This is a genomic window from Thioclava sp. F28-4, from assembly GCF_002020045.1.
Lineage (GTDB): Bacteria > Pseudomonadota > Alphaproteobacteria > Rhodobacterales > Rhodobacteraceae > Thioclava > Thioclava sediminum.
Window position 1 is genome coordinate 17,152 of sequence record NZ_MPZQ01000008.1, and the last position, 21,897, is coordinate 39,048.

At 61.1% G+C, this 21,897-nt stretch carries 22 protein-coding genes; 10 read left to right on the forward strand and 12 right to left on the reverse strand.

Translation table 11 applies throughout. From position 1 onward, the window contains the following. Nucleotides 1–19 precede the first annotated feature (19 nt). Nucleotides 20–505 carry an RNA pyrophosphohydrolase gene (locus BMI87_RS16190; RefSeq protein WP_078522656.1) on the forward strand — a complete coding sequence of 162 codons (486 nt, stop codon included), beginning with the start codon at nt 20–22 and terminating at the stop codon, nt 503–505. 4 nt (nt 506–509) lie between these two features. Here the strand turns inward: BMI87_RS16190 and nadC are convergent, their stop codons facing one another. The 7 genes from nadC to BMI87_RS16225 form a co-directional block, all read right to left on the reverse strand. Next, a complete protein-coding gene (gene nadC, locus BMI87_RS16195) occupies nt 510–1,346 on the reverse strand; it encodes a carboxylating nicotinate-nucleotide diphosphorylase (RefSeq protein WP_078522657.1) in 837 nt (278 codons plus the stop codon). 1 nt (nt 1,347) lies between these two features. Beyond that, nucleotides 1,348–2,898 (reverse strand): L-aspartate oxidase, encoded by a 1,551-nt coding sequence (locus BMI87_RS16200; RefSeq protein WP_078522658.1) that lies wholly within the window; start codon nt 2,896–2,898, stop codon nt 1,348–1,350. Continuing rightward, nucleotides 2,895–3,947 carry a quinolinate synthase NadA gene (gene nadA, locus BMI87_RS16205; protein ID WP_078522659.1) on the reverse strand — a complete coding sequence of 351 codons (1,053 nt, stop codon included), beginning with the start codon at nt 3,945–3,947 and terminating at the stop codon, nt 2,895–2,897. Before nadA ends, BMI87_RS16200 begins: the two co-directional genes overlap by 4 nt. Nucleotides 3,948–4,049: 102 nt before the next feature. Then, nucleotides 4,050–4,748: a DNA polymerase III subunit epsilon gene (gene dnaQ / locus BMI87_RS16210; RefSeq protein WP_078522660.1), complete on the reverse strand. Its 699-nt coding sequence runs from the start codon at nt 4,746–4,748 to the stop codon at nt 4,050–4,052. Further along, complete coding sequence (coaE, locus tag BMI87_RS16215) at nt 4,741–5,340, reverse strand: dephospho-CoA kinase (RefSeq protein WP_078522661.1); 600 nt, start codon at nt 5,338–5,340, stop codon at nt 4,741–4,743. The genes dnaQ and coaE overlap by 8 nt, the downstream gene beginning before the upstream one ends. Then, complete coding sequence (locus BMI87_RS16220) at nt 5,337–6,176, reverse strand: shikimate dehydrogenase (protein ID WP_078522662.1); 840 nt, start codon at nt 6,174–6,176, stop codon at nt 5,337–5,339. Before BMI87_RS16220 ends, coaE begins: the two co-directional genes overlap by 4 nt. Then, nucleotides 6,173–6,814 (reverse strand): nucleoside triphosphate pyrophosphatase, encoded by a 642-nt coding sequence (locus tag BMI87_RS16225; RefSeq protein WP_246832724.1) that lies wholly within the window; start codon nt 6,812–6,814, stop codon nt 6,173–6,175. The genes BMI87_RS16220 and BMI87_RS16225 overlap by 4 nt, the downstream gene beginning before the upstream one ends. A gap of 356 nt (nt 6,815–7,170) precedes the next feature. Here BMI87_RS16225 and BMI87_RS16230 point away from each other — a divergent pair, with 356 nt between their 5' ends. From BMI87_RS16230 to BMI87_RS16260, 7 genes are all read left to right on the forward strand, one after another. After that, nucleotides 7,171–7,635 (forward strand): CopD family protein, encoded by a 465-nt coding sequence (locus tag BMI87_RS16230; protein ID WP_078522664.1) that lies wholly within the window; start codon nt 7,171–7,173, stop codon nt 7,633–7,635. A 134-nt stretch (nt 7,636–7,769) separates the two neighbouring features. Next, nucleotides 7,770–9,041, forward strand: coding sequence for a transcription termination factor Rho (rho, locus tag BMI87_RS16235; RefSeq protein WP_078522665.1), 1,272 nt, complete (start codon nt 7,770–7,772; stop codon nt 9,039–9,041). A 34-nt stretch (nt 9,042–9,075) separates the two neighbouring features. Then, on the forward strand, nt 9,076–10,359 hold the full coding sequence (mnmE, locus tag BMI87_RS16240) for a tRNA uridine-5-carboxymethylaminomethyl(34) synthesis GTPase MnmE (protein WP_078522666.1): 1,284 nt from the start codon (nt 9,076–9,078) through the stop codon (nt 10,357–10,359). A gap of 12 nt (nt 10,360–10,371) precedes the next feature. After that, a complete protein-coding gene (gene mnmG, locus BMI87_RS16245; RefSeq protein ID WP_078522784.1) occupies nt 10,372–12,234 on the forward strand; it encodes a tRNA uridine-5-carboxymethylaminomethyl(34) synthesis enzyme MnmG in 1,863 nt (620 codons plus the stop codon). Continuing rightward, on the forward strand, nt 12,231–12,860 hold the full coding sequence (gene rsmG / locus BMI87_RS16250) for a 16S rRNA (guanine(527)-N(7))-methyltransferase RsmG (RefSeq protein ID WP_078522667.1): 630 nt from the start codon (nt 12,231–12,233) through the stop codon (nt 12,858–12,860). Before mnmG ends, rsmG begins: the two co-directional genes overlap by 4 nt. After that, complete coding sequence (locus BMI87_RS16255) at nt 12,853–13,665, forward strand: ParA family protein (protein WP_078522668.1); 813 nt, start codon at nt 12,853–12,855, stop codon at nt 13,663–13,665. The genes rsmG and BMI87_RS16255 overlap by 8 nt, the downstream gene beginning before the upstream one ends. Nucleotides 13,666–13,667: 2 nt before the next feature. Continuing rightward, nucleotides 13,668–14,549: a ParB/RepB/Spo0J family partition protein gene (locus BMI87_RS16260; protein ID WP_078522669.1), complete on the forward strand. Its 882-nt coding sequence runs from the start codon at nt 13,668–13,670 to the stop codon at nt 14,547–14,549. Here the strand turns inward: BMI87_RS16260 and BMI87_RS16265 are convergent, their stop codons facing one another. The 4 genes from BMI87_RS16265 to rph are packed head-to-tail and all read right to left on the reverse strand — an operon-like array spanning nt 14,550 to nt 17,378. Continuing rightward, the gene (locus BMI87_RS16265) at nt 14,550–14,903 is read right to left on the reverse strand and encodes a YbaN family protein (RefSeq protein ID WP_078522670.1); all 354 of its coding nucleotides are present in this window, start codon (nt 14,901–14,903) and stop codon (nt 14,550–14,552) included. It lies immediately after the preceding gene. After that, nucleotides 14,903–16,060, reverse strand: coding sequence for a radical SAM family heme chaperone HemW (hemW, locus tag BMI87_RS16270; RefSeq protein ID WP_078522671.1), 1,158 nt, complete (start codon nt 16,058–16,060; stop codon nt 14,903–14,905). The genes BMI87_RS16265 and hemW overlap by 1 nt, the downstream gene beginning before the upstream one ends. Next, on the reverse strand, nt 16,057–16,668 hold the full coding sequence (gene rdgB / locus BMI87_RS16275) for an RdgB/HAM1 family non-canonical purine NTP pyrophosphatase (protein ID WP_078522672.1): 612 nt from the start codon (nt 16,666–16,668) through the stop codon (nt 16,057–16,059). The genes hemW and rdgB overlap by 4 nt, the downstream gene beginning before the upstream one ends. Further along, nucleotides 16,665–17,378, reverse strand: a complete 714-nt coding sequence (rph, locus tag BMI87_RS16280) for a ribonuclease PH (protein ID WP_078522673.1) — start codon at nt 17,376–17,378, stop codon at nt 16,665–16,667. The genes rdgB and rph overlap by 4 nt, the downstream gene beginning before the upstream one ends. A 118-nt stretch (nt 17,379–17,496) precedes the next feature. Here rph and hrcA point away from each other — a divergent pair, with 118 nt between their 5' ends. After that, nucleotides 17,497–18,558 (forward strand): heat-inducible transcriptional repressor HrcA, encoded by a 1,062-nt coding sequence (gene hrcA, locus BMI87_RS16285; RefSeq protein ID WP_078522674.1) that lies wholly within the window; start codon nt 17,497–17,499, stop codon nt 18,556–18,558. A gap of 5 nt (nt 18,559–18,563) precedes the next feature. Then, nucleotides 18,564–19,112 (forward strand): nucleotide exchange factor GrpE, encoded by a 549-nt coding sequence (locus BMI87_RS16290; RefSeq protein ID WP_078522675.1) that lies wholly within the window; start codon nt 18,564–18,566, stop codon nt 19,110–19,112. A 58-nt stretch (nt 19,113–19,170) separates the two neighbouring features. Here the strand turns inward: BMI87_RS16290 and mutS are convergent, their stop codons facing one another. Then, on the reverse strand, nt 19,171–21,816 hold the full coding sequence (gene mutS, locus BMI87_RS16295; RefSeq protein ID WP_078522676.1) for a DNA mismatch repair protein MutS: 2,646 nt from the start codon (nt 21,814–21,816) through the stop codon (nt 19,171–19,173). Between the last annotated feature and the right edge of the window lie 81 nt (nt 21,817–21,897).

A 21,897-nucleotide genomic window follows, 5' to 3' on the forward strand; every position in this document is an offset into this window, starting at 1 on the left:
CTTCGGGCCCCTTTTTCATATGACCCCCGAAGAGATCGTTAAACTTCCTTACCGCCGCAATGTCGGCGTCGTGCTGATGAACCCCGCTGGCCTCGTGTTCGCAGGCCAGCGCATCGACAATCCCGGCCCGGCCTGGCAGATGCCGCAAGGCGGGATCGACAAAGGCGAGAAGCCGAAAGAAGCAGCCCTACGCGAGCTGGGAGAAGAGACCGGGGTGAACCCCGATCTCGTCGAAATCGTCGCGAAAACTTCAGATTGGGTGCGCTACGACCTGCCGCATGATCTTGTGCCGAAGATCTGGAACGGCCGCTGGCGCGGGCAGGAGCAGAAATGGTTCCTGATGCGCTTCCTCGGCTCCGACGATCAGGTGCAGATCGAGACCGACCATCCCGAATTTTCGGTCTGGCAATGGATGCCCTTCGACGAGCTGGTCGAGAATATCGTGCCCTTCAAACGCTCGGTCTATGAGGCCGTGCGCGCCGAATTCAGAGACTATCTCGGCTGAGTTCTCAGAAATCGAGACCCAGATCGAGCGTCCGGGCCGAATGGGTGAGCGCGCCGGAGGAGATGTAATCCACACCGGTCGCCGCCACTTCGGCAATCCGCTCGAGCGTCATGTTGCCCGAAGCTTCCAGAACCACGCGGCCCGCATTCAGCGCCACGGCCGCGCGAAGTTCCGCGCTGTCCATATTGTCGAGCAGGATGACATCGGCCCCGCCGATCTTCAGCGCTTCTTCCATCTGGCGCAGCGTATCGACTTCCAGCTCGATCCGCATCATGTGGCTGCGCGCCGCTTTCGCCGCCTCCAACACCGCGCGCACGCCACCAGCCGCCGCGATATGGTTATCCTTGATCAGGATCGCGTCCGACAGTCCGTAACGATGGTTAAAACCGCCGCCATGGGTCACTGCGGCCTTCTCCAGAACGCGCAGCCCCGGCGTCGTTTTCCGCGTACAGGTGATGCGCGCCTTGGTGCCTTCGGTTTTCGCGACAAAGCCTGCGGTTTTCGTGGCAATTCCGCTGAGGCGGCCTGCGAAATTCAGCGCCACACGCTCCGCCATCAGGATCGAAGCCGCCGATCCGTCAACCGTCAGCAAGGTCTCCCCAGCCTGGCACGGTTTGCCATCGGCGATCAGGATCGACACGCGCAGCGTGGGATCGACCAGTCGGAACGCCATCGCCGCGACCTGCATTCCCGAAACCACGCCCTCTTCGCGCGCTTTCAGCCGCGCCGAATAGGTTTTGCCCGTCGGGATCACCGCATTGGTCGTCGCGTCGCCCATCGGCGAGAGGTCTTCGACCAGCGCGGCGCGGACAATCGGTTCGATCAGCAAATCGGGCAGCATGTCAGTCCTCCAAGGCAGCGGCGCGGATTTTCAGCGCCTCCTCCAGCGTGATTTTCGTTCTCTCCGCCAGTTTCGGGTTCATCTCCGGGAAATCCGAGCGGAAATGCCCCCCGCGGCTCTCTTCGCGCGCAAGGGCGGCCGCAGCAATCAACGTGGCCGTGGCGGTCATGTTCCGCATCGTTTCCGTGCGAGCCTCCGCCTCGATCTTCGCAATGACCCGAAGCGCAGCTTTCAAACCCTCCGCATCGCGCACGACACCGACGCCGTCGGTCATAGCTTTTCGCAGCACCTGAACGGCTGGCTCATTCACCGGGACATCGCCTTGCGGAAAATCGGGATTAACCGTTTCGACGTCGGGAATCTCCCCAAGCTCTGCGGCGATCCCGACAGCGCAAATTCGCGCGAAGACCAAGGCCTCCAGCAATCCGTTCGAAGCCAGACGGTTCGCCCCGTGAAGCCCCGTCGACGAGGCCTCGCCACAGACCCAAAGCCGATCGAGCGAACTGCGCCCTTCGGTATCGGTATCGATCCCGCCCATGTGGTAATGCGCGGCGGGCGCGACGGGGATCACGCCGGAAACAGGGTCTATTCCAGCCCGTTCACAAGCTTCGGCGACAGCCGGGAAACGCGTCAGAACCTCGGCTCCAAGGGCTTCGCGCGTATCCAGAGCGGGCTCGCGCCCGGCTTTGCGTTCCAGATACACAGCCCGGGCCACGATATCGCGCGGCGCAAGCTCGGCATCGGGATGAATCGAAAGCATGAAGCGTTCGCCGTCCGCGTTAACGAGTGTTGCGCCTTCACCGCGCAGCGCCTCGGTCGCAAGCGGGGCAGGGTCTTCGCCACTCGCGATCGCGGTCGGATGGAACTGCACGAATTCCGGATCGGCGATCCGCGCCCCGGCGCGCGCCGCCATCCCGATCACCTGCCCACGAATGCGCGGCGGGTTCGTCGTGACGGCAAACAGCCCGCCCGACCCGCCGCCCGCCAGCAGGATCGCCGGGCTTTTGATCAGCACCGGTCCCGAGGGCTCAAACGCACGCTCGATCCACACGCCGGTGACGCTCCCGTCCTCCGTCTCCAAATGCGTCGCCAAAACGCCTTCGAGAACCTGAACCGAAGGGGTCTGCCGGACCGCGGCCACGAGCGTCTGCATGATCTCGCGTCCGGCCTGATCGCCCTTCACCCGAACGACGCGCGCGTGGCTATGCGCCGCCTCGCGCGACATCACGTAATCACCCTCCGGATCGCGATCGAAAGGCGTGCCGAGTTCGGTTAATGCAAGGATGTGCTGACGCGCTTCTTCGGTCACCAAATGCGCGATTTGCGGTGAAACAGTGCCTGCGCCGGCGATCATCGTGTCGCGCGCATGAGAGGCGGGCGTATCGCCAACCGACATCGCGGCCGCGACGCCGCCCTGCGCCCAGGCCGAGGAGGCGCCTTCGCCTAAAGTTTCCGGCGAGATGATGAGAACGGGGCGGGGCGCGAGGCTCAGCGGCGCATAAAGCGCCCCCAAACCGGCGCCGACGATAATGATCCGTCGCGTTTCGATCACTTCGCGAGGGTCCGGGACAGCTCGATCATCCGCTCGACCGCGACCCGCGCCTTTTCGGCGACCTGCGGATCGACGATCACTTCCTCGGTCCCGGTATGCAGCGACCACAGGATTTTCTCGAGCGTGATCTTCTTCATGTAGGGGCACATATTGCACGGACCCACAAAATCTACTTCCGGCAACGCATCGGCGATGTTCGACGCCATCGAGCATTCGGTTACCAACATCGCCTCTTTCGGCTTGTTGGTTTCGACGTAGTTGATGATCCCCGAGGTCGAACCCGAGAAATCCGACGCTGCGACGACGTCGGGCGGGCATTCAGGGTGCGCGATGATCCGTGTATTCGGATGCATCGATCGGAAGTCATTGATATCCTTGGCAGTATACTGCTCGTGGACGATGCACGAGCCCTCCCACCAGACGACATTCTTCTCGGGGACCTCATTCGCCACGTTCTGCGCAAGATACTGGTCCGGGGTCATGATGACCGTGTCGCTCTCCATCGCGCGCACGATCTGCGCAGCGTTGGACGAGGTGCAGCAGATATCGGACGCCGCTTTCACCTCGGCAGTCGTGTTAACGTAGCTTACCACGGGCGCACCGGGATATTTGGCGCGCATCTCCGCGATACCGTCGGCGGTGATCGACTCCGCCAGCGAACAACCGGCTTTCATGTCAGGGATCAGGACAGTCTTGGCGGGGTTCAGGATCTTCGACGTCTCGGCCATGAAATGCACGCCGCATTGGACGATCGTCCCGGCCTTAACCTTCGTGGCCTCGATGGCGAGCTGCAGACTGTCACCCACAACATCTGCCACGCCGTGATAGATTTCCGGCGTCATGTAGTTATGCGCGAGAATTACCGCGTTTTTCTCTTTTTTCAGACGATTGATCGCGCGGATATAGGGCGCATAGCGCGCGAAATCTGGCAGAGGGATAACGCGATCCATCTTCGCATGGATGTCCCGCATTTCCTCTGCCAACTCAATGGATGGCGCGAGATCATAAGTCTCGGCCAGCGTGGCGCGCATTTCGGTCAGGTCCAGCATGGACGGTCCTCCCGCTCTCTCCCTAAGAAGCCCCCGATTTAAGGGAGGTTGACGCTCGGTTAAATGGAAAACTTGCTTATTATGTCAGAAAACTCGACGTTTTCAGTCGTAGCGGTTCCAGATCGCGGCTTCGCCAAGCTGGGCTACGAAAGCAGCATGCGCCTCGGCCTCCTCGGCAGTCAAGCGCGGGGGCAGGGGCTCGGGGCGAGGCTTAGGACGCCAGTCTTGATTGGCTCCGGCCTGACGTTTCTGTCCCGTTTCAACGGGTTGCAGCCCGAAGCCCGGCTGCCGACCACCGATCAGCTCGAGATAAACCTCGGCCAGAATTTCACTATCGAGCAACGCGCCATGCAGCGTCCGCGATGAGTTGTCGATGCTGAAGCGGCGGCACAGTGCATCGAGCGTCGCGGGCGAGCCCGGGAATCTCCGCCGCGCCATTGCCAGCGTATCGAGCGCGCGATCATCCGGGATCAGCGGCAATCCGGCCCAGCCAAGCTCGGCATTCAGGAATTTCATGTCGAACTTGGCATTGTGGATCACGAGGACCGAGTCCGTGCCGATGAAATTCAGAAAATCGAGGCCAATCTGGGCGAATTTGGGTTTGTCCGACAGGAATTCATCGCCCAGCCCGTGCACCTGAAAAGCTTCCTGGGGCATCGACCGCTCAGGGTTAATGTACTGGTGATAGGTCTTACCGGTCGGCATGTGGTTGAAGAGCTCAACCGCACCGATCTCGACGATCCGGTCGCCTTCTCCCGGCTCGAAGCCTGTGGTTTCGGTATCGAGAACGATTTCACGCATCTTGCTCACCCCTGATCTTCGCAATCAGGTTTCGCACATCTTGGCGGGTCTGCTCAAGATCGAGGGTTTCGATGACGAAGGTTGCGCGACGTCGTTTCTCCGCATCCGGCATCTGGCGCGACAGAATGAAATCGAGCTGCGCCTCGGTCATGCCGGACCGCTCGAGAACACGCGCACGCTGAACCTCTGCCGGGGCGGTGACGACGAGCGTTGCATCGCAGGCAGCATCGGCCCCGGTCTCAAACAAAAGCGGAATATCGAGAAGGATCAGATCCGCCTCCGGATGCGCGGCGATGAAGTCACTTCGCGAGGCCGTGGTGAGCGGATGAACGATCGATTCAAGGCGGGTTAGAGCCTTTTTATTCTTGGAGAGCAGCTTTTTCAGCTCGGCCCGGTCCACCGTGCCATCCTTGACCGCAGACGGGAAGTCCGCGGCAATCGGCACAACGGCCGCACCACCCTTCGCGTAGAGATCGTGCACCGTCCGATCGGCATCCCACACGGGAATTCCCGCCTCGGCGAACATCGCAGCCGTCGTGGATTTTCCCATCCCGATGGAGCCGGTCAGCCCGAGCAAGAAAGGATTGCTCATGCCCCGAGCACCGCGTTGCGGACTGTTTCGGTCACTTCCGGGCGCTGGCCGAACCAGCGCTCAAACCCGGGGACGGCTTGATGCAGAAGCATTCCGAGCCCGTCGACCACGGTGCATCCCACATCTTCAGCCTCGGCGAGGAATTTCGTCTTAAGAGGTGTGTAGACGAGATCGCAGCAGGTCGCGCTGGGACGCAACGCATCGAGCGGAACGCGGAATTCCGATTTGCCGACCATGCCGAGCGAGGTCGTGTTCACGACAGTCGCGGCATCTTCGAGCATATTGCCCGCCTGCACCCAATCGTAAACGACAAGACGCGCGCCGAATTCCTGACGCAGCGCGTCTGCGCGGGCCCGGGTGCGGTTTGAGATACGGATTTCCGGCGCGCCACTTTCAAGAAGCGAGGCGACGATGGCCCGCGCAGCGCCGCCAGCGCCCAGAACTGCGGCCGGTCCGGACTTGGGATCCCAGTTCGGCGCATTCTGCCGAAGATTGGCGATAAACCCGTAACCGTCTGTATTATCAGCGTAAATCTTTCCGTCTGGACGGAAGACCAAAGTGTTCGCGGCCCCGATCAGTGCCGCGCGATCGGAAATGACATCTGCGATCTCAAGCGCGCGGATTTTGTGTGGGATCGTGACATTGGTGCCGACAAACCCCGCTTTGGGCAGGCTCCGCAGCACGGTTTCCAGATCATCTCGAGCGACATCCATCGGAATGTAGAACCCGTCGATCCCATATTCGGCAAGCCAGGTCCGAAACAGGAGCGGCGAACGCGAATGCGCGACCGGCGATCCGATGACGCCAGCGAGGGGAATGCGCGGATGATCCGTCATGTCGTGAAGTCTCCTCGGGCGTGAAGCCAGTTCAGGAATTCGATCAGGGGAAGGCCCAGGACGGCAAAATAATCGCCTTGGACGCGGGAGAAAAGACGCACGCCTTCCTCCTCGAGTTTGTAGCTGCCGACCGACCAGCGGATGCTGTCCCAGTTGCGGGCGACGTAATCGTCGATGAACGGCTCCGACAGCGTGTGCATCGTGAGTCGCACTTCGCCGACATGCCGCCAAAGTGGCTCGCCATCCCGGATCGCGACCATCGCGGAAAGAAGTTTGTGGGTCTGGCCGGAGAGGGCGCGCAACTGTGATTTCGCATCTTCCGGCGTCTCCGGCTTCGACAAAACCGCGCCTTTGAGTTCGAGAACCTGATCCGCGCCAATCACCAACTCCCCGGGACGGCGCGCCGAGAGCTTCGCCGCCTTCATCTCGGCGAGGAGGTCCGCCACGTCGCGCGGCTTCGCCTCTTCGGCCTCCAAACTCCGGCGGATCATGTCTTCATCGATACGCGCGGGCTGCACGGTCACGGACAGGCCGGCGTTGCGCAAAAGCTGCGCGCGGATTTCTGAGGCGGAGGCGAGGAGGATGTTCATGAACTTGTGGATAAGCGGGCGCAGAAGTCTCGGGGTCGAATTGGGCATAACGCGGATCGGCGGATTACTCCACCGGATCGGCACGTTTCATGGCAGATTTACGAAACTTGTCCACCTGTGGAATTCGGAATCGCGCCGTTGGGGACATGCCGGCGGTTTCACAATTTTCTCCCAAGAGTTATCCACAAGGTGACGTTGTGACTCTCTGAAAAAGAATCACGCTATATCAAGATTTTACGAAACGTGATCCGAGTAAAAGATTAGTGCTCGCCTGATGTTTTCCGCCTGTGGAGAAAGTCTTGATAAAGTGTTAATCCACATCATCAACAGGCCCTACATCATCATCATCTTTTTCTTTAAAGAATCTTTTTTGAAGATGATGGCAGCTGTCAGCCGGAGGCGAGATGACCGATTTCCTGAGCACTTGGTATTTGTGGATCAAAGCACTGCATGTGATGTCGATCATCACCTGGATGGCAGCCCTGTTCTATTTGCCCCGACTTTACGTTTACCACGTCGAGGGGCTGAACAAGGCGGGCATGGAGCGCGATAGCGATCAGGAGCTTCTCTTCCGGCATCAGGAACGGCTTCTTCTCAAGGCGATCATGAACCCGGGGATGATCGCGAGCTGGCTCTTTGGCCTGATGCTCGTCTTCACGCCGGGGATCGTCGATTGGTCGAGCATCTGGCCGTGGACCAAAGCCGCAGCCGTTCTCGGCATGACCTGGTTCCACATGTGGTGCGCGAAGGAACGCAAGGCGCTCGCAGAGGGCAGGGCGAACCGCAGCGGGCGCTACTACCGGATGATGAACGAGATCCCGACGATCTTCATGATCGTTATCGTCGCCTCGGTGATCGTGAAATTCTGACTTTCGTTGACTCAGCGACGCTTTGCGCTTATCTGCGGGATCAAGCCACGGCCGTCCTGGTCGACCGGTTTTTCTGAGACACGTCGAATTTTCGCGCCCACCGCTCCGGTGAGGCGCCAGCTGCAGGTGATCCGATGAGCGATGAACGCCTCAATCTCTCCGATTTGAAAGCCAAGAGCCCGAAGGAACTTCTGGCGCTGGCCGAAGAATGGGAGATCGAAAACGCCTCGACCATGCGCAAGGGCGAGATGATGTTCTCGATCCTGAAGGAACATGCCGAGGATGACTGGGTCATCGGCGGCGATGGCGTGCTCGAAGTGCTGCAGGACGGCTTCGGCTTCCTGCGCTCGACCGAGGCGAACTATCTGCCGGGTCCCGACGATATCTACGTCTCGCCCGACATGATCCGCCAGCACAGCCTGCGGACCGGTGATACCGTCGAAGGCGTGATCCGCGCCCCGGGCGAGAACGAGCGGTATTTCGCGCTGACGAAGGTTGAGCGGATCAACTTCGAGGAGCCGGAGAAAGCGCGCCACAAGGTCGCTTTCGACAACCTCACGCCGCTTTACCCCGATGAGCGTCTGAAGATGGAAATCGAGGATCCGACGATCAAGGATCGCTCGGCCCGGATCATCGACCTCGTGGCGCCGATCGGTAAGGGTCAGCGTTCGCTGATCGTGGCGCCGCCGCGGACCGGTAAGACGGTGCTGCTGCAGAACATCGCGACCTCGATCGAGCAGAACCATCCGGAATGTTACCTGATCGTGCTGCTGATCGACGAACGCCCGGAAGAAGTGACCGACATGCAGCGCTCGGTGAAGGGGGAGGTCGTGTCCTCGACTTTCGACGAACCGGCAACGCGTCACGTCGCGGTCTCCGATATGGTGATCGAGAAGGCGAAACGTCTGGTCGAGCATAAGCGCGATGTGGTTATTTTGCTGGACTCGATCACCCGTCTGGGCCGCGCCTTCAACACCGTCGTTCCGAGCTCGGGCAAGGTGCTGACCGGTGGTGTCGACGCAAACGCGCTGCAGCGTCCGAAGCGTTTCTTCGGGGCTGCACGGAACATCGAAGAGGGCGGCTCGCTGACCATCATCGCGACTGCGCTGATCGATACCGGCTCGCGGATGGACGAAGTCATCTTCGAAGAATTCAAGGGCACCGGTAACTCGGAAATCGTGCTGGACCGCAAGGTCGCGGACAAGCGCGTCTTCCCGGCGATGGACATCCTCAAATCCGGTACCCGGAAAGAGGAACTGCTCGTTGATCAGAAGGATCTGCAGAAAACCTACCTTCTGCGCCGTATCCTGAACCCGATGGGTACGACTGATGCGATCGAGTTCCTGATTTCGAAGCTCAAGCAGACCAAGACGAACTCGGAATTCTTCGACTCGATGAACGGCTGAGGCCGTCCTATCTTCCGCAGGGAAGAGGATTGCTATGGACACGATCTATGCTCTGGCCACGGCCCGCGGAAAAGCGGGCGTGGCCGTCATTCGTATTTCAGGACCGCTGGCGTGGCAGGCGGCGCGGAACTTGGCAGGGACCCTGCCGGAGCCGCGCGTCGCAGGGCTGCGGCGGTTGCGGCTCGCGGGTGAGGAACTCGACGAGGCCGTGGTATTGTGTTTCGAGCGCGGCGCCAGCTTCACCGGCGAAGAGGTCGCGGAACTGCATATCCACGGCGCGATTGCGACGGTTTCCGCCGTGTTGCGCGCCCTTGGGCAGATCGACGGGTTGCGGCTTGCAGAACCTGGTGAATTCACCCGGCGGGCGTTGGAAAACGAACGGCTCGATCTGGCGCAGGTCGAAGGGCTCTCCGATCTGATCGAGGCGGAAACCGAGGCGCAGCGTAAGCAGGCATTGAAGGTTTTGTCAGGCGCAGTTGGGGCTCTGGTCGAGGATTGGCGCGCAAAGCTGATCCGGGCAGGGGCGTTGATCGAAGCCACGATCGATTTCGCGGATGAGGAAGTTCCGGTAGATGTTTCGCCCGAGGTACTGGAGCTGATCGACGCGGTCAGCGCCGGAATTCGCGATGAATTACGACGTCTTGGTGCGGCGGAGCGTATTCGCGAGGGGTTCGAGGTCGCGATTGTCGGGCGGCCGAATGCCGGGAAATCAACCTTGCTTAACGCGCTGGCGGGGCGCGAAGCGGCGATCACCTCCGAATTCGCAGGCACGACGCGCGACGTCATCGAGGTGCGGATGGAGATTGGCGGGCAGGCGGTGACCTTGCTCGATACCGCCGGGCTTCGCGAAACCGACGATGTCGTGGAAGCGATCGGGGTAGAACGGGCGCTCGACCGCGCGCGTCAATCCGATCTGCGTGTTTTCCTGCTCGACGGCGAGGAAGTCCCGCTGATCGCGCCGGAGCCGGGCGATCTTGTGGTGCATGGCAAAGCCGATATCGTTGCGCATGATGGGCTGAACGTCTCCGGCAAAACGGGTGAGGGGCTTGGCGAACTGCTCGCTGCGATCGAAGAACGTCTGTCCGGACTTGGCGAAGGCGCCGGCGTAATGACGCGCGAACGGCACAGGGTTGCGATGCAGTGCGCATTCGGGGCTTTGGAATCGGCGCGAGATGAGGTATTGCGCGGGTCCGACCGAAGCGAGCTGGCAGCGGAATCACTGCGCCAGGCGGCTTGGGCGCTCGAAGCGTTACTCGGTCGGGTGGATGTCGAGAACCTGTTGGACGAAATTTTCTCGAGCTTCTGCATCGGAAAGTAAGGAGTGTTTCACGTGAAACATTACGACGTCATCGTGATCGGAGGCGGGCACGCCGGAACCGAGGCGGCTCACGCGGCGGCCCGGATGGGTGCGCAGGTGGCTTTGGTTACGCTTCGCGCCGATGCGATCGGGGTGATGTCGTGCAATCCGGCGATCGGTGGGCTTGGTAAAGGCCATCTGGTCCGTGAGATCGACGCGCTGGACGGTGTGATGAGCCGTCTTGCCGACGCGGCCGGTATCCAGTTCCGCCTTCTTAACCGACGTAAAGGCCCCGCCGTGCAAGGCCCGCGCGCTCAAGCGGATCGTAAAATCTACCGCGAGGCCGCCCAGCGTATGACCGCGGCGCAGCCGAACCTCGAGGTGATCGAGGGGGAGGTGACCGATCTGCGCGTCGAAGGCGGGCGGGTCACCGGCGTGGTGCTGGCCGACGGTGTGACGCTGAGCTGTCAGTCGGCGATCCTGACGTCTGGGACTTTCCTGAATGGCGTGATCCATATCGGGGACCAGCAGCGTCCGGGTGGCCGCATCGGGGATCGGCCTTCGCGGGCGTTGGCAGAACGGCTTTACGCGATGGAGTTGCCGATGGGGCGCCTGAAAACGGGCACGCCGCCGCGGCTGGATGGGAAGACGATTGCCTGGGACAAACTGGAGAGTCAGCCCGGTGATGATGATCCGGTGATGTTTTCCTTCCTGAATCGGAGCCCCGAGGTCCGGCAGATTTCCTGCGGGATTACCCACACGAACGCGCGAACGCATGACATCATCCGGGGCAACCTTGACCGCTCCGCGATGTATGGCGGTCATATTTCGGGGGTGGGGCCCCGCTATTGCCCGTCGATCGAAGACAAGGTCGTGCGCTTCGCGGATAAGGACTCGCATCAGATTTTCCTTGAGCCAGAAGGCCTGGACGACGACATGGTCTATCCGAACGGGATTTCCACCTCGCTGCCGGTGGATGTTCAGGAAGATTACGTCCATTCGATTTTCGGGTTGGAAGAGGCGAAGATCCTGCAGCCCGGTTACGCGATCGAATATGACTATGTCGATCCGCGTGCGCTGGACGCGACGCTGCAGTTGCGTGCCGTCCCTGGCCTATATCTTGCGGGTCAGATCAACGGGACCACAGGATATGAGGAGGCCGCAGCTCAGGGTCTCGTCGCTGGTTTGAATGCGGCATCCTCTGCGAAGGCGGGCGCGCCGGTGCATTTCAGCCGAACGTCGAGCTATATCGGTGTGATGATCGACGATCTGACGTCGCGCGGGGTAACGGAGCCTTACCGCATGTTTACCTCGCGGGCCGAGTTCCGTCTGTCTCTGCGGGCCGATAATGCCGACCAGCGCCTGACGGGGATGGGGATCGAGATCGGCTGCGTTGGCGAGGCGCGCCGGGTTCTGTTTGAAGAGAAATCCGCCGATCTGACGGCAGGTCGGGAGTTGCTGCAGTCGATCTCGCTGACGCCCAAGGAAGCCAAGGTGAAGGGCTTTAAGGTGAACGAGGACGGGACGCGGCGAACTGCTTTCGATCTTTTGTCTTTCCCCGATATCACGATGCCCGCGCTGCAAGAGGCGCTGCCGGAATTGCAGGATCTCTCCGATGAGACGGCGCGGCAGCTGTCGATCGATGCGCTCTATGCGAATTACGTTGCGCGTCAGGAGGTCGACGCGGCTTCTCTTAAGCGCGATGAGGGCTGGGAAATTCCCGAAGATTTCGATTTCGATTCCCTGCAGGGGCTCTCGAACGAGCTGAAGGGCAAGCTTAAGCGCGCGATGCCGAAAACTTTGGGGCAGGCGGGGCGTGTCGACGGCGTGACTCCGGCGGCGCTGACTTTGATCTTGGCGCGCCTTCGGCAATCAAAGCGGGCACGCTCGGCATGACGGCGCCTGAGGCTGAGGATTTCGCCGCGCGATTCGATGTTTCACGTGAAACATTCGATAAGCTGTTTGCCTATGAGGCGCTGCTCAAGAAGTGGAATCCAGCGATTAACCTCGTCGCGAAGTCGACGTTGGAGGATATGTGGTCGCGCCACTTCCTTGATTCGGCCCAGATATTCGCGATGGCACCAGAAAATGCGCGGATTTGGGCGGATTTCGGGGCAGGGGGCGGCTTTCCGGGTTTGGTGATTGCGATTCTGTCGGCGGAAAAGGCGCCAGAACGCCAGATCATTCTGGTCGAGTCGGATCTGCGAAAATCGGCCTTTCTTTCGACGGTGACTCGGGAGCTGTCGCTCAATATCCGCGTTCTTGCGCAACGAATCGAAGAGATTGCGCCGCTGAAGGCCGATGTCGTCTCGGCCCGAGCCCTCGCAAATCTGCCGAAATTGCTGGAATTCACTGCGCGGCATCTGAAACCCTCCGGCATCGCTATCTTCCCGAAAGGCGCGCGCTGGCAGGAAGAACTTGCGCAGGCGCAGGAAAGCTGGTCCTTTGACTACGAGGCGATCGAAAGCCTCAGCGATCCAAACAGTGTTGTCCTGAAAATCCACGGAGCCGAGCGTGTCTGATCCAATTCGCGCAAATGAACCGAAAATCATTGCGATTGCGAACCAAAAAGGCGGCGTGGGGAAGACGACGACGGCGATCAACCTCGCTGCAGGGCTGGTGGAAGCCGGGCGTAAGGTTCTTTTGATCGATCTCGATCCGCAGGGGAATGCGTCGACGGGCTTGGGTATCGAGCCCGATGATCGCGAGCTGACGACCTACGATCTGCTGATCGAAGACGCGCCGGTTTCTTCGGTTTTGCACAAGACCGAAATCGACGGTCTTTACCTCTGCCCGGCGACGACGGACCTGTCTTCGGCGGATATGGAGCTTGTCTCGACCGAAAAGCGCAGCTTCCTTCTGCATGACGCACTACGACATCCAGATGTTGATAGCTATGGCTTCGACTATATCTTGATCGATTGCCCGCCGTCGTTGAGTCTTCTGACGATCAACGCGATGGTTGCGTCGCATTCGGTCCTGGTGCCGCTTCAGGCGGAATTCTTCGCGCTCGAAGGGCTTTCGCAGCTGATGCTGACGATCCGGGAGATCCGCCTGAGCGCGAATCGTAACCTGCGAATCGAAGGAGTCGTTCTCACGATGTATGACGTGCGGAACAATCTCTCGCAGCAGGTGGAGGCGGATGCGCGTGCGACTTTGGGCGAGCTGGTGTTCCGAACGATGATCCCGAGAAATGTGCGGGTCTCCGAGGCGCCGTCCTACGCCATGCCGGTGCTCAGCTACGATAGCAGCTCGCGCGGGGCATTGGCCTATCGGAATCTCGCCAGCGAATTGATGTCGCGGCATGAACTGGCAAAGGCGGTGTGAGAATGGCTAAGGAACGCGAAAAGCGTGGATTGGGGCGTGGTTTGTCGGCTTTGATGGCGGATGTTGATTTGAATCCGGCCGAGACGACGACGTCTCCGCGTCGCCCAGAGCAATATGTCCCGGTCGAGAAGATCGAGCCGAACCCCGATCAGCCGCGTCGCGATTTCGAGCCGGCCGCTTTGGAAGAACTGGCGTCTTCGATCCGCGAGAAGGGTGTGATTCAGCCGCTTATCGTGCGCAAACATCCGACGAAGCCCGATCATTACGAGATTGTGGCCGGTGAACGCCGGTGGCGCGCGTCGCAGATGGCCAAGCTGCACCAGCTTCCGGTCATCATTCGCGAATTCAATGACACGGAAGTTCTGGAAGTCGCGATCATCGAGAATATTCAGCGCGCCGACCTCAATGCGCTCGAAGAGGCGCTTGCGTATAAGCAGTTGATGAGCCGCTTCGGGCATACGCAGGAAAAACTGGCCGAGGCGCTGTCGAAAAGCCGTAGCCACATCGCGAATCTGATGCGTCTGCTGCAACTGCCCGAAGAAGTGCAGGTTTATCTGCGCGAGGGGAAGTTGTCTGCCGGTCATGCGCGGGCGATGATCACCGCCGAAGATCCGGTCAGCCTGGCGAAACAGGCCGTTGCGAAGACGCTTTCGGTGCGCGATGTCGAGAAACTTGCGAAGAAGCAGCAGGGCGGGGAGGAGCGCAAAGCGCGTCCGAAGCCCCAGAAAGACGCTGACACGCGGGCGCTCGAGGGCGATCTGTCCGCGACGATCGGGATGAAGGTCGCGATCGATCATACCAGCAGCGGCGGCGGCAAGATTACGATTGCTTACGACGATCTGGAGGAGCTCGACAAGCTTTGCCAGATGCTCAGCAACGGCTGATCAGCTATTCGGGCGCGTCCAGATGAAAATCAGGACGCCGAGCAGGGTGATCCCCTGAATCGCCAGGATTTCTAACGGTAACCGGAAGGCCAAAGACAGGCCGAAAGCCGCGAAAACAGACACTGTTGCCGCGATTTTTGCGCGTTTCGCGATAGCGCGGCGTTCTTGCCAGTCAATGATCTGCGGTCCGAAGCGCGGATGGGTGATGATCCAGTTGTGCAGACGATCAGAGGATCGCGCGAAGCAAAACGTCGCCAGAAGCATCAGCGGAACGGTCGGGACGAGCGGCAGAAATAGCCCGATGATCCCGATCCCGGCCGAGATGATGCCAAGCGTGAGCCAGAGGATGCGCATCAGGGGATGAGATCGCGAATGATGGCGTTCAAGACCGGGCGGCCTCGATCCGTCGCGCGCAGAAAGCCGTTCTCTCTCTCAACCATGCCGATATCCTCAAGATGGCGCATCGTCGCCTCATCGAGCGGTGAACGCGAGATCGTGTTGAACCGTTCCATCTCGAGCCCTTCGGACAGGCGCAGCGCGAAGAGAAGATATTCGATTGCCTGCTCTTCGCGGGGCAGGGCGGCGCGTTCGTTCACTCCAGCACCGGTTTTTTCCACCTGCGCAAGCCAGGCGCCGGGCTGTTTGAGCGTATCGGTGGCGTGGCGGACACTGTTTTCGGTCAGGCGTCCATGTGCGCCTGGGCCGATACCGATATAGTCGCCATAACGCCAATAAATCAGGTTGTGGCGGCTCTCGGCGCCCGGGCGCGCGTGGTTCGAGATCTCGTAGGCGGGCAGGCCGTGCTTCTCGCAGATTTCCTGCGTCGCGAAATACATTTCGGCGGAGATATCGTCGTCCGGAATGCCGCGCAGCTTGCCCGCGTCGTGTCGCGCGCCGAATACCGTGCCGGGTTCGATGGTCAGCTGATAGAGCGATAGATGGTCGACCGCCATTTTCAGCGCCTCGTCCAGCTCTGCTTTCCAATCTTCGATCGTCTGGTGCTGGCGCGCGTAGATCAGATCGAAGCTCACACGCTCGAACTGCTTGCGCGCGATGTCGAAGGCTTTCTGGCCTTCCGCGACCGAGTGCATCCGACCCAAACGACGGAGATCTTCGTCGTTCAGCGCCTGCATCCCCATCGAGACGCGGTTCACGCCAGCCTCGGAAAAGGCTCTAAACCGCCCGGATTCGACACTTGTGGGGTTCGCTTCGAGGGTAATCTCGAAATCGTTGCTGGTTTGCCAGTTTCTGCGGACGCGTTCGATGATTGCGGCGACGATCTCGGGATCCATCAGCGAGGGTGTTCCGCCGCCGAAGAAAACCGTGTTCAGAATCCGGCCTTCCGTCTGCGCCGCATAGCGGTCGAGTTCGCTGAGATAGGCAGAGAGCCATCGCTTCTGGTCGATGGCGATCGCGACATGGGAATTGAAGTCGCAATAGGGGCATTTGGCGGCACAAAACGGCCAGTGAAGGTAGAGGCCGAACCCTCCGTGCCGCCAATCCTCGGTCATTGCGCGTCGAAAATCGTCACGAACTTGCGGAAAGCATCCGCACGGTGCGAAATCTCGTTCTTTTGCGCGGCATCCATCTCCGCGAAGGTCTGATCATAGCCATCGGGCTGGAACATCGGGTCATACCCATGCCCGAGAGCGCCGCGCATCGGCCAAACCAGCTGACCTTCGACACGGCCGTCGAACACCTCGTCATGCCCGTCGGGCCAGGCGAGAACCAGGGTAGAGCGGAAGCGCGCGGTCCGCGGCACCTCCGCTTCGATCTCGTCGCAGGCTTTCCAGGTTTTTTCCATCGCCATGGTGAAGTCGCGCCCGTTCGGCGTGGTCGCCCAATCGGCCGTGTAAACGCCCGGCGCTCCGTCGAGACAATCGACTTCGATGCCGGAATCGTCCGCCAAGGCGGGCAGGCTGGTCGCTTTCGCCGCGGCATGGGCCTTGATCCGCGCATTGCCGACGAAAGTGCTCTCGGTCTCTTCCGGCTCGGGGAGGTTCATCTCCTTCGCGCCGACGACCTCGACGCCGAAAGGCGCGAGGATCGCTTTGATCTCCTCGAGCTTTCCGGCGTTATGGGTCGCAACCAGCAGCTTCTTTTCGGTGAAGCTCCTCATTCGATCGCGGCTTTCTGCATTTCGACAAGCTTCGCCGCGCCTTCCTCGGCCAGATCGAGAAGCCGATCCATCTGTTCGCGCGAGAATGTCGCGCCTTCGGCCGACATCTGCACTTCGATCAACTTGCCGCGCCCGGTCATGATGAAATTCCCGTCAGTGCCCGCTTCGCTATCCTCGGCATAGTCGAGATCGGCGACCGGCTGGCCCGCGTAAATCCCGCAGGACAGGGCTGCGACATGATCGAGCAGCGGATCGGAAGTGCAGGCGCCCGATTTCAGCAGCTTGTTCGTGGCGAGACGCAGCGCGACCCAACCGCCGGTGATCGAGGCGCAGCGTGTGCCGCCATCGGCTTGGATCACATCGCAATCGACGACGATCTGACGCTCACCAAGCGCCGAACGATCGACGCCAGCGCGCAGGGCGCGACCAATAAGCCGTTGAATTTCAACGGTTCTTCCGCCTTGCTTGCCCGCAGCGGCCTCGCGACGGTTACGCGTGTTGGTCGCGCGCGGCAGCATGCCGTATTCTGCCGTCACCCAGCCAAGGCCGGAGCCTTTGAGGAAAGACGGCGCGCGGTCTTCGATCGTGGCGGTGCACAGCACATGGGTGTCGCCCATTTTGATCAGGCAAGACCCTTCGGCGTGTTTCGTAACCCCGGTCTCGATTGAAATCGGGCGAAGTTCACTTAACTCTCTGCCGGATGGGCGCATCGTGGGGTCCTTTCTAATGAATTCACCCCATTTGATCGCCCATGCGCAGCGATGCAACCCCCGTGCCGTGATTGACCTTCGGCTTCGCGCGGCTTTAAGTCAGCAGGGATGAAGCGCGATGAGTGACCAGAACGATATTCTTTCCGAACTGAACGACCGCTCCCGCGAAGTGTTTCGCCGGGTGGTTGAAGGCTATCTTACGACCGGCGGTCCCGTGGGCTCGCGGAGCCTGACCCGAGAGATGAACGAGAAGCTCTCCGCGGCGACGATCCGCAACGTGATGCAGGACCTCGAATATCTCGGGCTTCTGGACAGCCCCCATGTCTCTGCCGGACGCGTTCCGACCCAAACGGGGCTGCGGCTGTTCGTCGATGGGGTGATGGAGGTGAACCATCTCGGCGAAGAGGACCGCGCTGCGCTGGATGCCACGATGGGGGCGAATTCAGGCGATGTAGGGTCTTTGTTGGATCGGGTTTCGAGCGCGCTTTCGGGGATGACACAGGGCGCGAGCCTCGTTCTGACGCCAAAACACGAAGCCCCGATCCGGCATATCGAATTCGTCTCGCTCTCGCCCGACAGGGCGCTCGTGGTGCTCGTCTTCGCGGACGGTCAGGTGGAAAACCGCGTCTTCACGCCACCGCTGGGCCAGACGCCGTCTTCGATGCGCGAAGCCGCGAATTTCCTAAACGCAATGGCGGAGGGGAAGACCCTGTCGGAACTGCGCGGTCACATCGCCCGCGAAATCGCAAATCACCGCACCGAAATCGATTCGCTCGCGACCGAACTGATCGACAGCGGACTGGCAGCCTGGGAAAATAAAGGCGAGCGCTACGAGCGGCTGATCGTGCGCGGTCGTGCCAATCTTTTGGGCTCCGAAGACGACCTCGACCGGATCCGCTCGCTCTTCGACGATCTCGAACGGAAACGTGACATCGCCGAATTCCTCGATCTGGCCGAGGATGGCGAAGGCGTACGTATTTTTATTGGCTCAGAGAACAAACTTTTCTCTCTTTCGGGTTCCTCTTTGGTCGTCTCTCCATATATGAACGCTGACCGAAAGATCATTGGTGCGGTGGGCGTGATTGGGCCGACCCGGCTCAACTACGGGCGCATCGTGCCGATCGTGGACTACACAGCGCAACTGGTCGGGCGGATGATCTCCGGCCAGGGCAAAGGATGAATGGCATGAGCGAGAAAAAAGACGAGATTGCCGAGGATCAGGCGCATATCGACGAGAGCTTCGAGGATGTGCTGTCCCATGAGGAAGACGAGCTCGAGGCATTGCGTGCGGAGCGCGACGATTATCGCGACCGATTCATGCGCGCGCTGGCAGATGCCGAGAATGCGCGCAAACGTGCCGACAAAGAGCGTCAGGAAGCCTCGAATTACGGTGGGACGCGTCTGGCGCGCGACATGCTGCCCGTGTTCGACGCGCTCTCGCGTGCGCTCGAAGCCGCGAATGAGGACGTGCGTTCGCAGGCCGGGCCGTTCCTCGAAGGGGTCGAACTGACCCAGCGCGAATTGCTCAACGTGTTCGCCCGTCACGGCATCACCACGGTGGCGCCCGAGGTCGGCGAGAAATTCGACCCGCAGATGCATGAGGCGATGTTCGAAGCGCCCGCGCCCGGCACCAAGGCCGGCGACATCATTCAGGTCATGGAGAACGGCTTCATGATCCACGACCGGCTTCTGCGGCCGGCGAAAGTGGGCGTCAGCTCCACTCCGAAATCCTGATCGGACAGGCTGGGGGCGCTGCCCCCAGACCCCCGGGATATTTTCCCCAAAACGAAGATCACTCCGTGAGAAGCGCGCGAAGCTCGTAAAGGGCGTCGAGCGCGTCTTTCGGTGTCATGTCGTCTGGAATGAGGGCTTTCAGCCGCTCTTCCAATTCTGACGGACCTGCTGGCACGGCGGCCGGTTGCGGTGTGTTAGACACTGAAAACAGCGGCAGATCGTCGATCACCGCCTGTTTCTTGCCGCCACCTTCGCGTTCGCCCTTCTCCAGCGCATCGAGCACGATCCGGGCGCGTTCCACGACGGAATGCGGAAGCCCGGCGAGGCGCGCGACCTGAACCCCGTAGGAGCGGTCGGCGGCGCCTTTGCGAACTTCGTGCAGGAAGATCACCTCGCCTTCCCACTCCTTCACCGCGACGGTCGCATTCTCGACGCCGTCCAGCTTGGCCGACAGCGCGGTCATCTCGTGGTAATGGGTCGCGAAGAGGGCCCGGCAGCGGTTTGACGCGTGAAGATGTTCCATGACCGCCCAAGCGATCGAGAGCCCGTCATAGGTCGCGGTGCCGCGGCCGATCTCGTCGAGGATCACCAGAGCGCGGTCGTCGGCCTGATTGAGGATCGCGGCAGTTTCGACCATCTCGACCATGAAGGTCGACCGGCCCCGCGCCAGATCGTCCGCCGCACCGACACGGCTGAAGAGCTGAGACACAAGGCCGATATGGGCGGATTTCGCCGGAACGAAGCTGCCCGCCTGGGCCAGAAGCGCGATCAGGGCGTTCTGGCGCAGGAAGGTCGATTTACCGGCCATGTTCGGACCGGTGAGCAGCCAGATCGCGGGGGTCGCGCCCTCGGTCAGTTCGCAGTCATTCGCGATGAAAGGCTCGCCGGATTTCTTCAGCGAAGCTTCGACCACCGGATGCCGCCCGCCTTCGATCTCGAACGCGTGGCTGTCGTCGACGGTGGGTTCTGCCCAGTCTTCGTTGCGGGCCAGCGTCGCGAAAGCGCTGGCGAGGTCGATTTCGGCAAGCGCGCGCGAGGCCTCGTTGATCGGGCCCGCGCGGTCGAGAATGGCCTGTCTTAGGCTGGAATAGAGCCTTTTTTCGATCTCAAGCGCATGGTTTCCGGCATTGAGAATCCGGGTTTCGATCTCGCTGAGCTCGACGGTCGTGAAACGCACCTGGTTCGCGGTGGTCTGACGGTGGATGAAGCGTTCCGACAGCGGCGGGGCGAGCATCCTCTCGGCATGGGTGGCCGTGGTTTCGATGAAATAGCCCAGCACGTTGTTGTGCTTGATCTTCAGCGAATTTATTCCGGTGGCCTCGATATATTCCGCCTGCATCTTGGCGATCACGCCGCGGCCTTCGTCGCGCAGTTGGCGCGTCTGGTCGAGATCTTCGTCGTAGCCCGTCGCGATGAAGCCGCCATCGCGCGCGAGAAGCGGCGGCTCCGCGATGAGCGCCGCATCCAGAAGGGCGGTGAGATCGTCGTGGCCCGTGAGGGCTTTCGCAGCCTCGGCGAGAAGCGGCGGGGCCTCGACGGCGGCCACGGCTTCGGCGATCCGCTCGGCCTGCTCCAACCCGTTGCGGATCGCGGCCATGTCGCGCGGGCCACCGCGGTCGAGGGCGAGGCGAGACAGCGCGCGATCCATATCGGGGCAACGCTTCAGATCGGCGCGGATATCTTCGGCAAATCGACCCTGTTCCAGCAGAAAACGGACAGAATCGTGCCGCGCGTGGATCTCGGTCAGGTTCCGGGACGGGGCGGAGATCCGGCGCTCCAGAAGCCGCGCGCCACCTGCCGTCACCGTGCGGTCGATGGCGTTGAGGAGCGAGCCCTCGCGTCCGCCCGACAGAGCTTGCGTCAATTCCAGATTACGCCGCGTGGCGGCGTCGATCTGCATCGCTGCGCCGCTGTCTTCATGCACGGGACGTCGCAGCAGGGGCAGTTTCCCTTTCTGCGTGATCTCGAGGTAGTCGACGATGGCGCCCATCGCGGCCATCTCGGCGCGGGTGAAGCTGCCGAACGCATCGAGAGAGCCGATCGAATAGAGCGACAGAAGCCGCGTCTCGGCGGCCTGACTGTCGAAGCTTGCGCGAGAAAGCGGCGTCATCGCGGCTCGCATATCAGAGACTATTTCGGCGCAATCGGCTTCTTTGGCCTCGCTGACCAGCACTTCACGAGGCGCAAGCCGGGCAAGCTCGGGGCCCAGCCGCGACAACGGGCAGGGCGTCACGCGGAACTCGCCGGTGGAGATATCGACCCAGGCAATCGCGGCCTCGTCGCGAACTTCCGCCCAAGCGGCGAGGAAGTTGTGGCGACGCGCCTCCAGCAGGCTTTCCTCGGTCAGCGTGCCGGGCGTGACCAACCGCACCACATCGCGTTTCACGACGGATTTCGAGCCGCGCTTCTTCGCCTCGGCCGGGTCCTCCATCTGCTCGGCAATCGCCACACGGAAGCCTTTTCGGATCAGCGTGAGCAAATAGCCCTCGGCCGCGTGCACGGGAACGCCGCACATCGCGATGTCCTCGCCCATGTGCTGACCGCGCTTGGTCAGCGCGATATCGAGCGCGGATGCGGCATCCACCGCGTCCTGAAAGAACATCTCGTAGAAATCACCCATCCGATAGAACAGGAGCGCGCCCGGATTGGCCTCCTTGATCCCCAGATACTGTTCCATCATCGGTGTGACGGTCGGCTTGGCCATGTGCCCCCCATTTGCTGGTCGCGCGACCCTACAAAACCCCGGATTCGGGCGCAATTCCGTTGAGTGACGGATCACGGGACG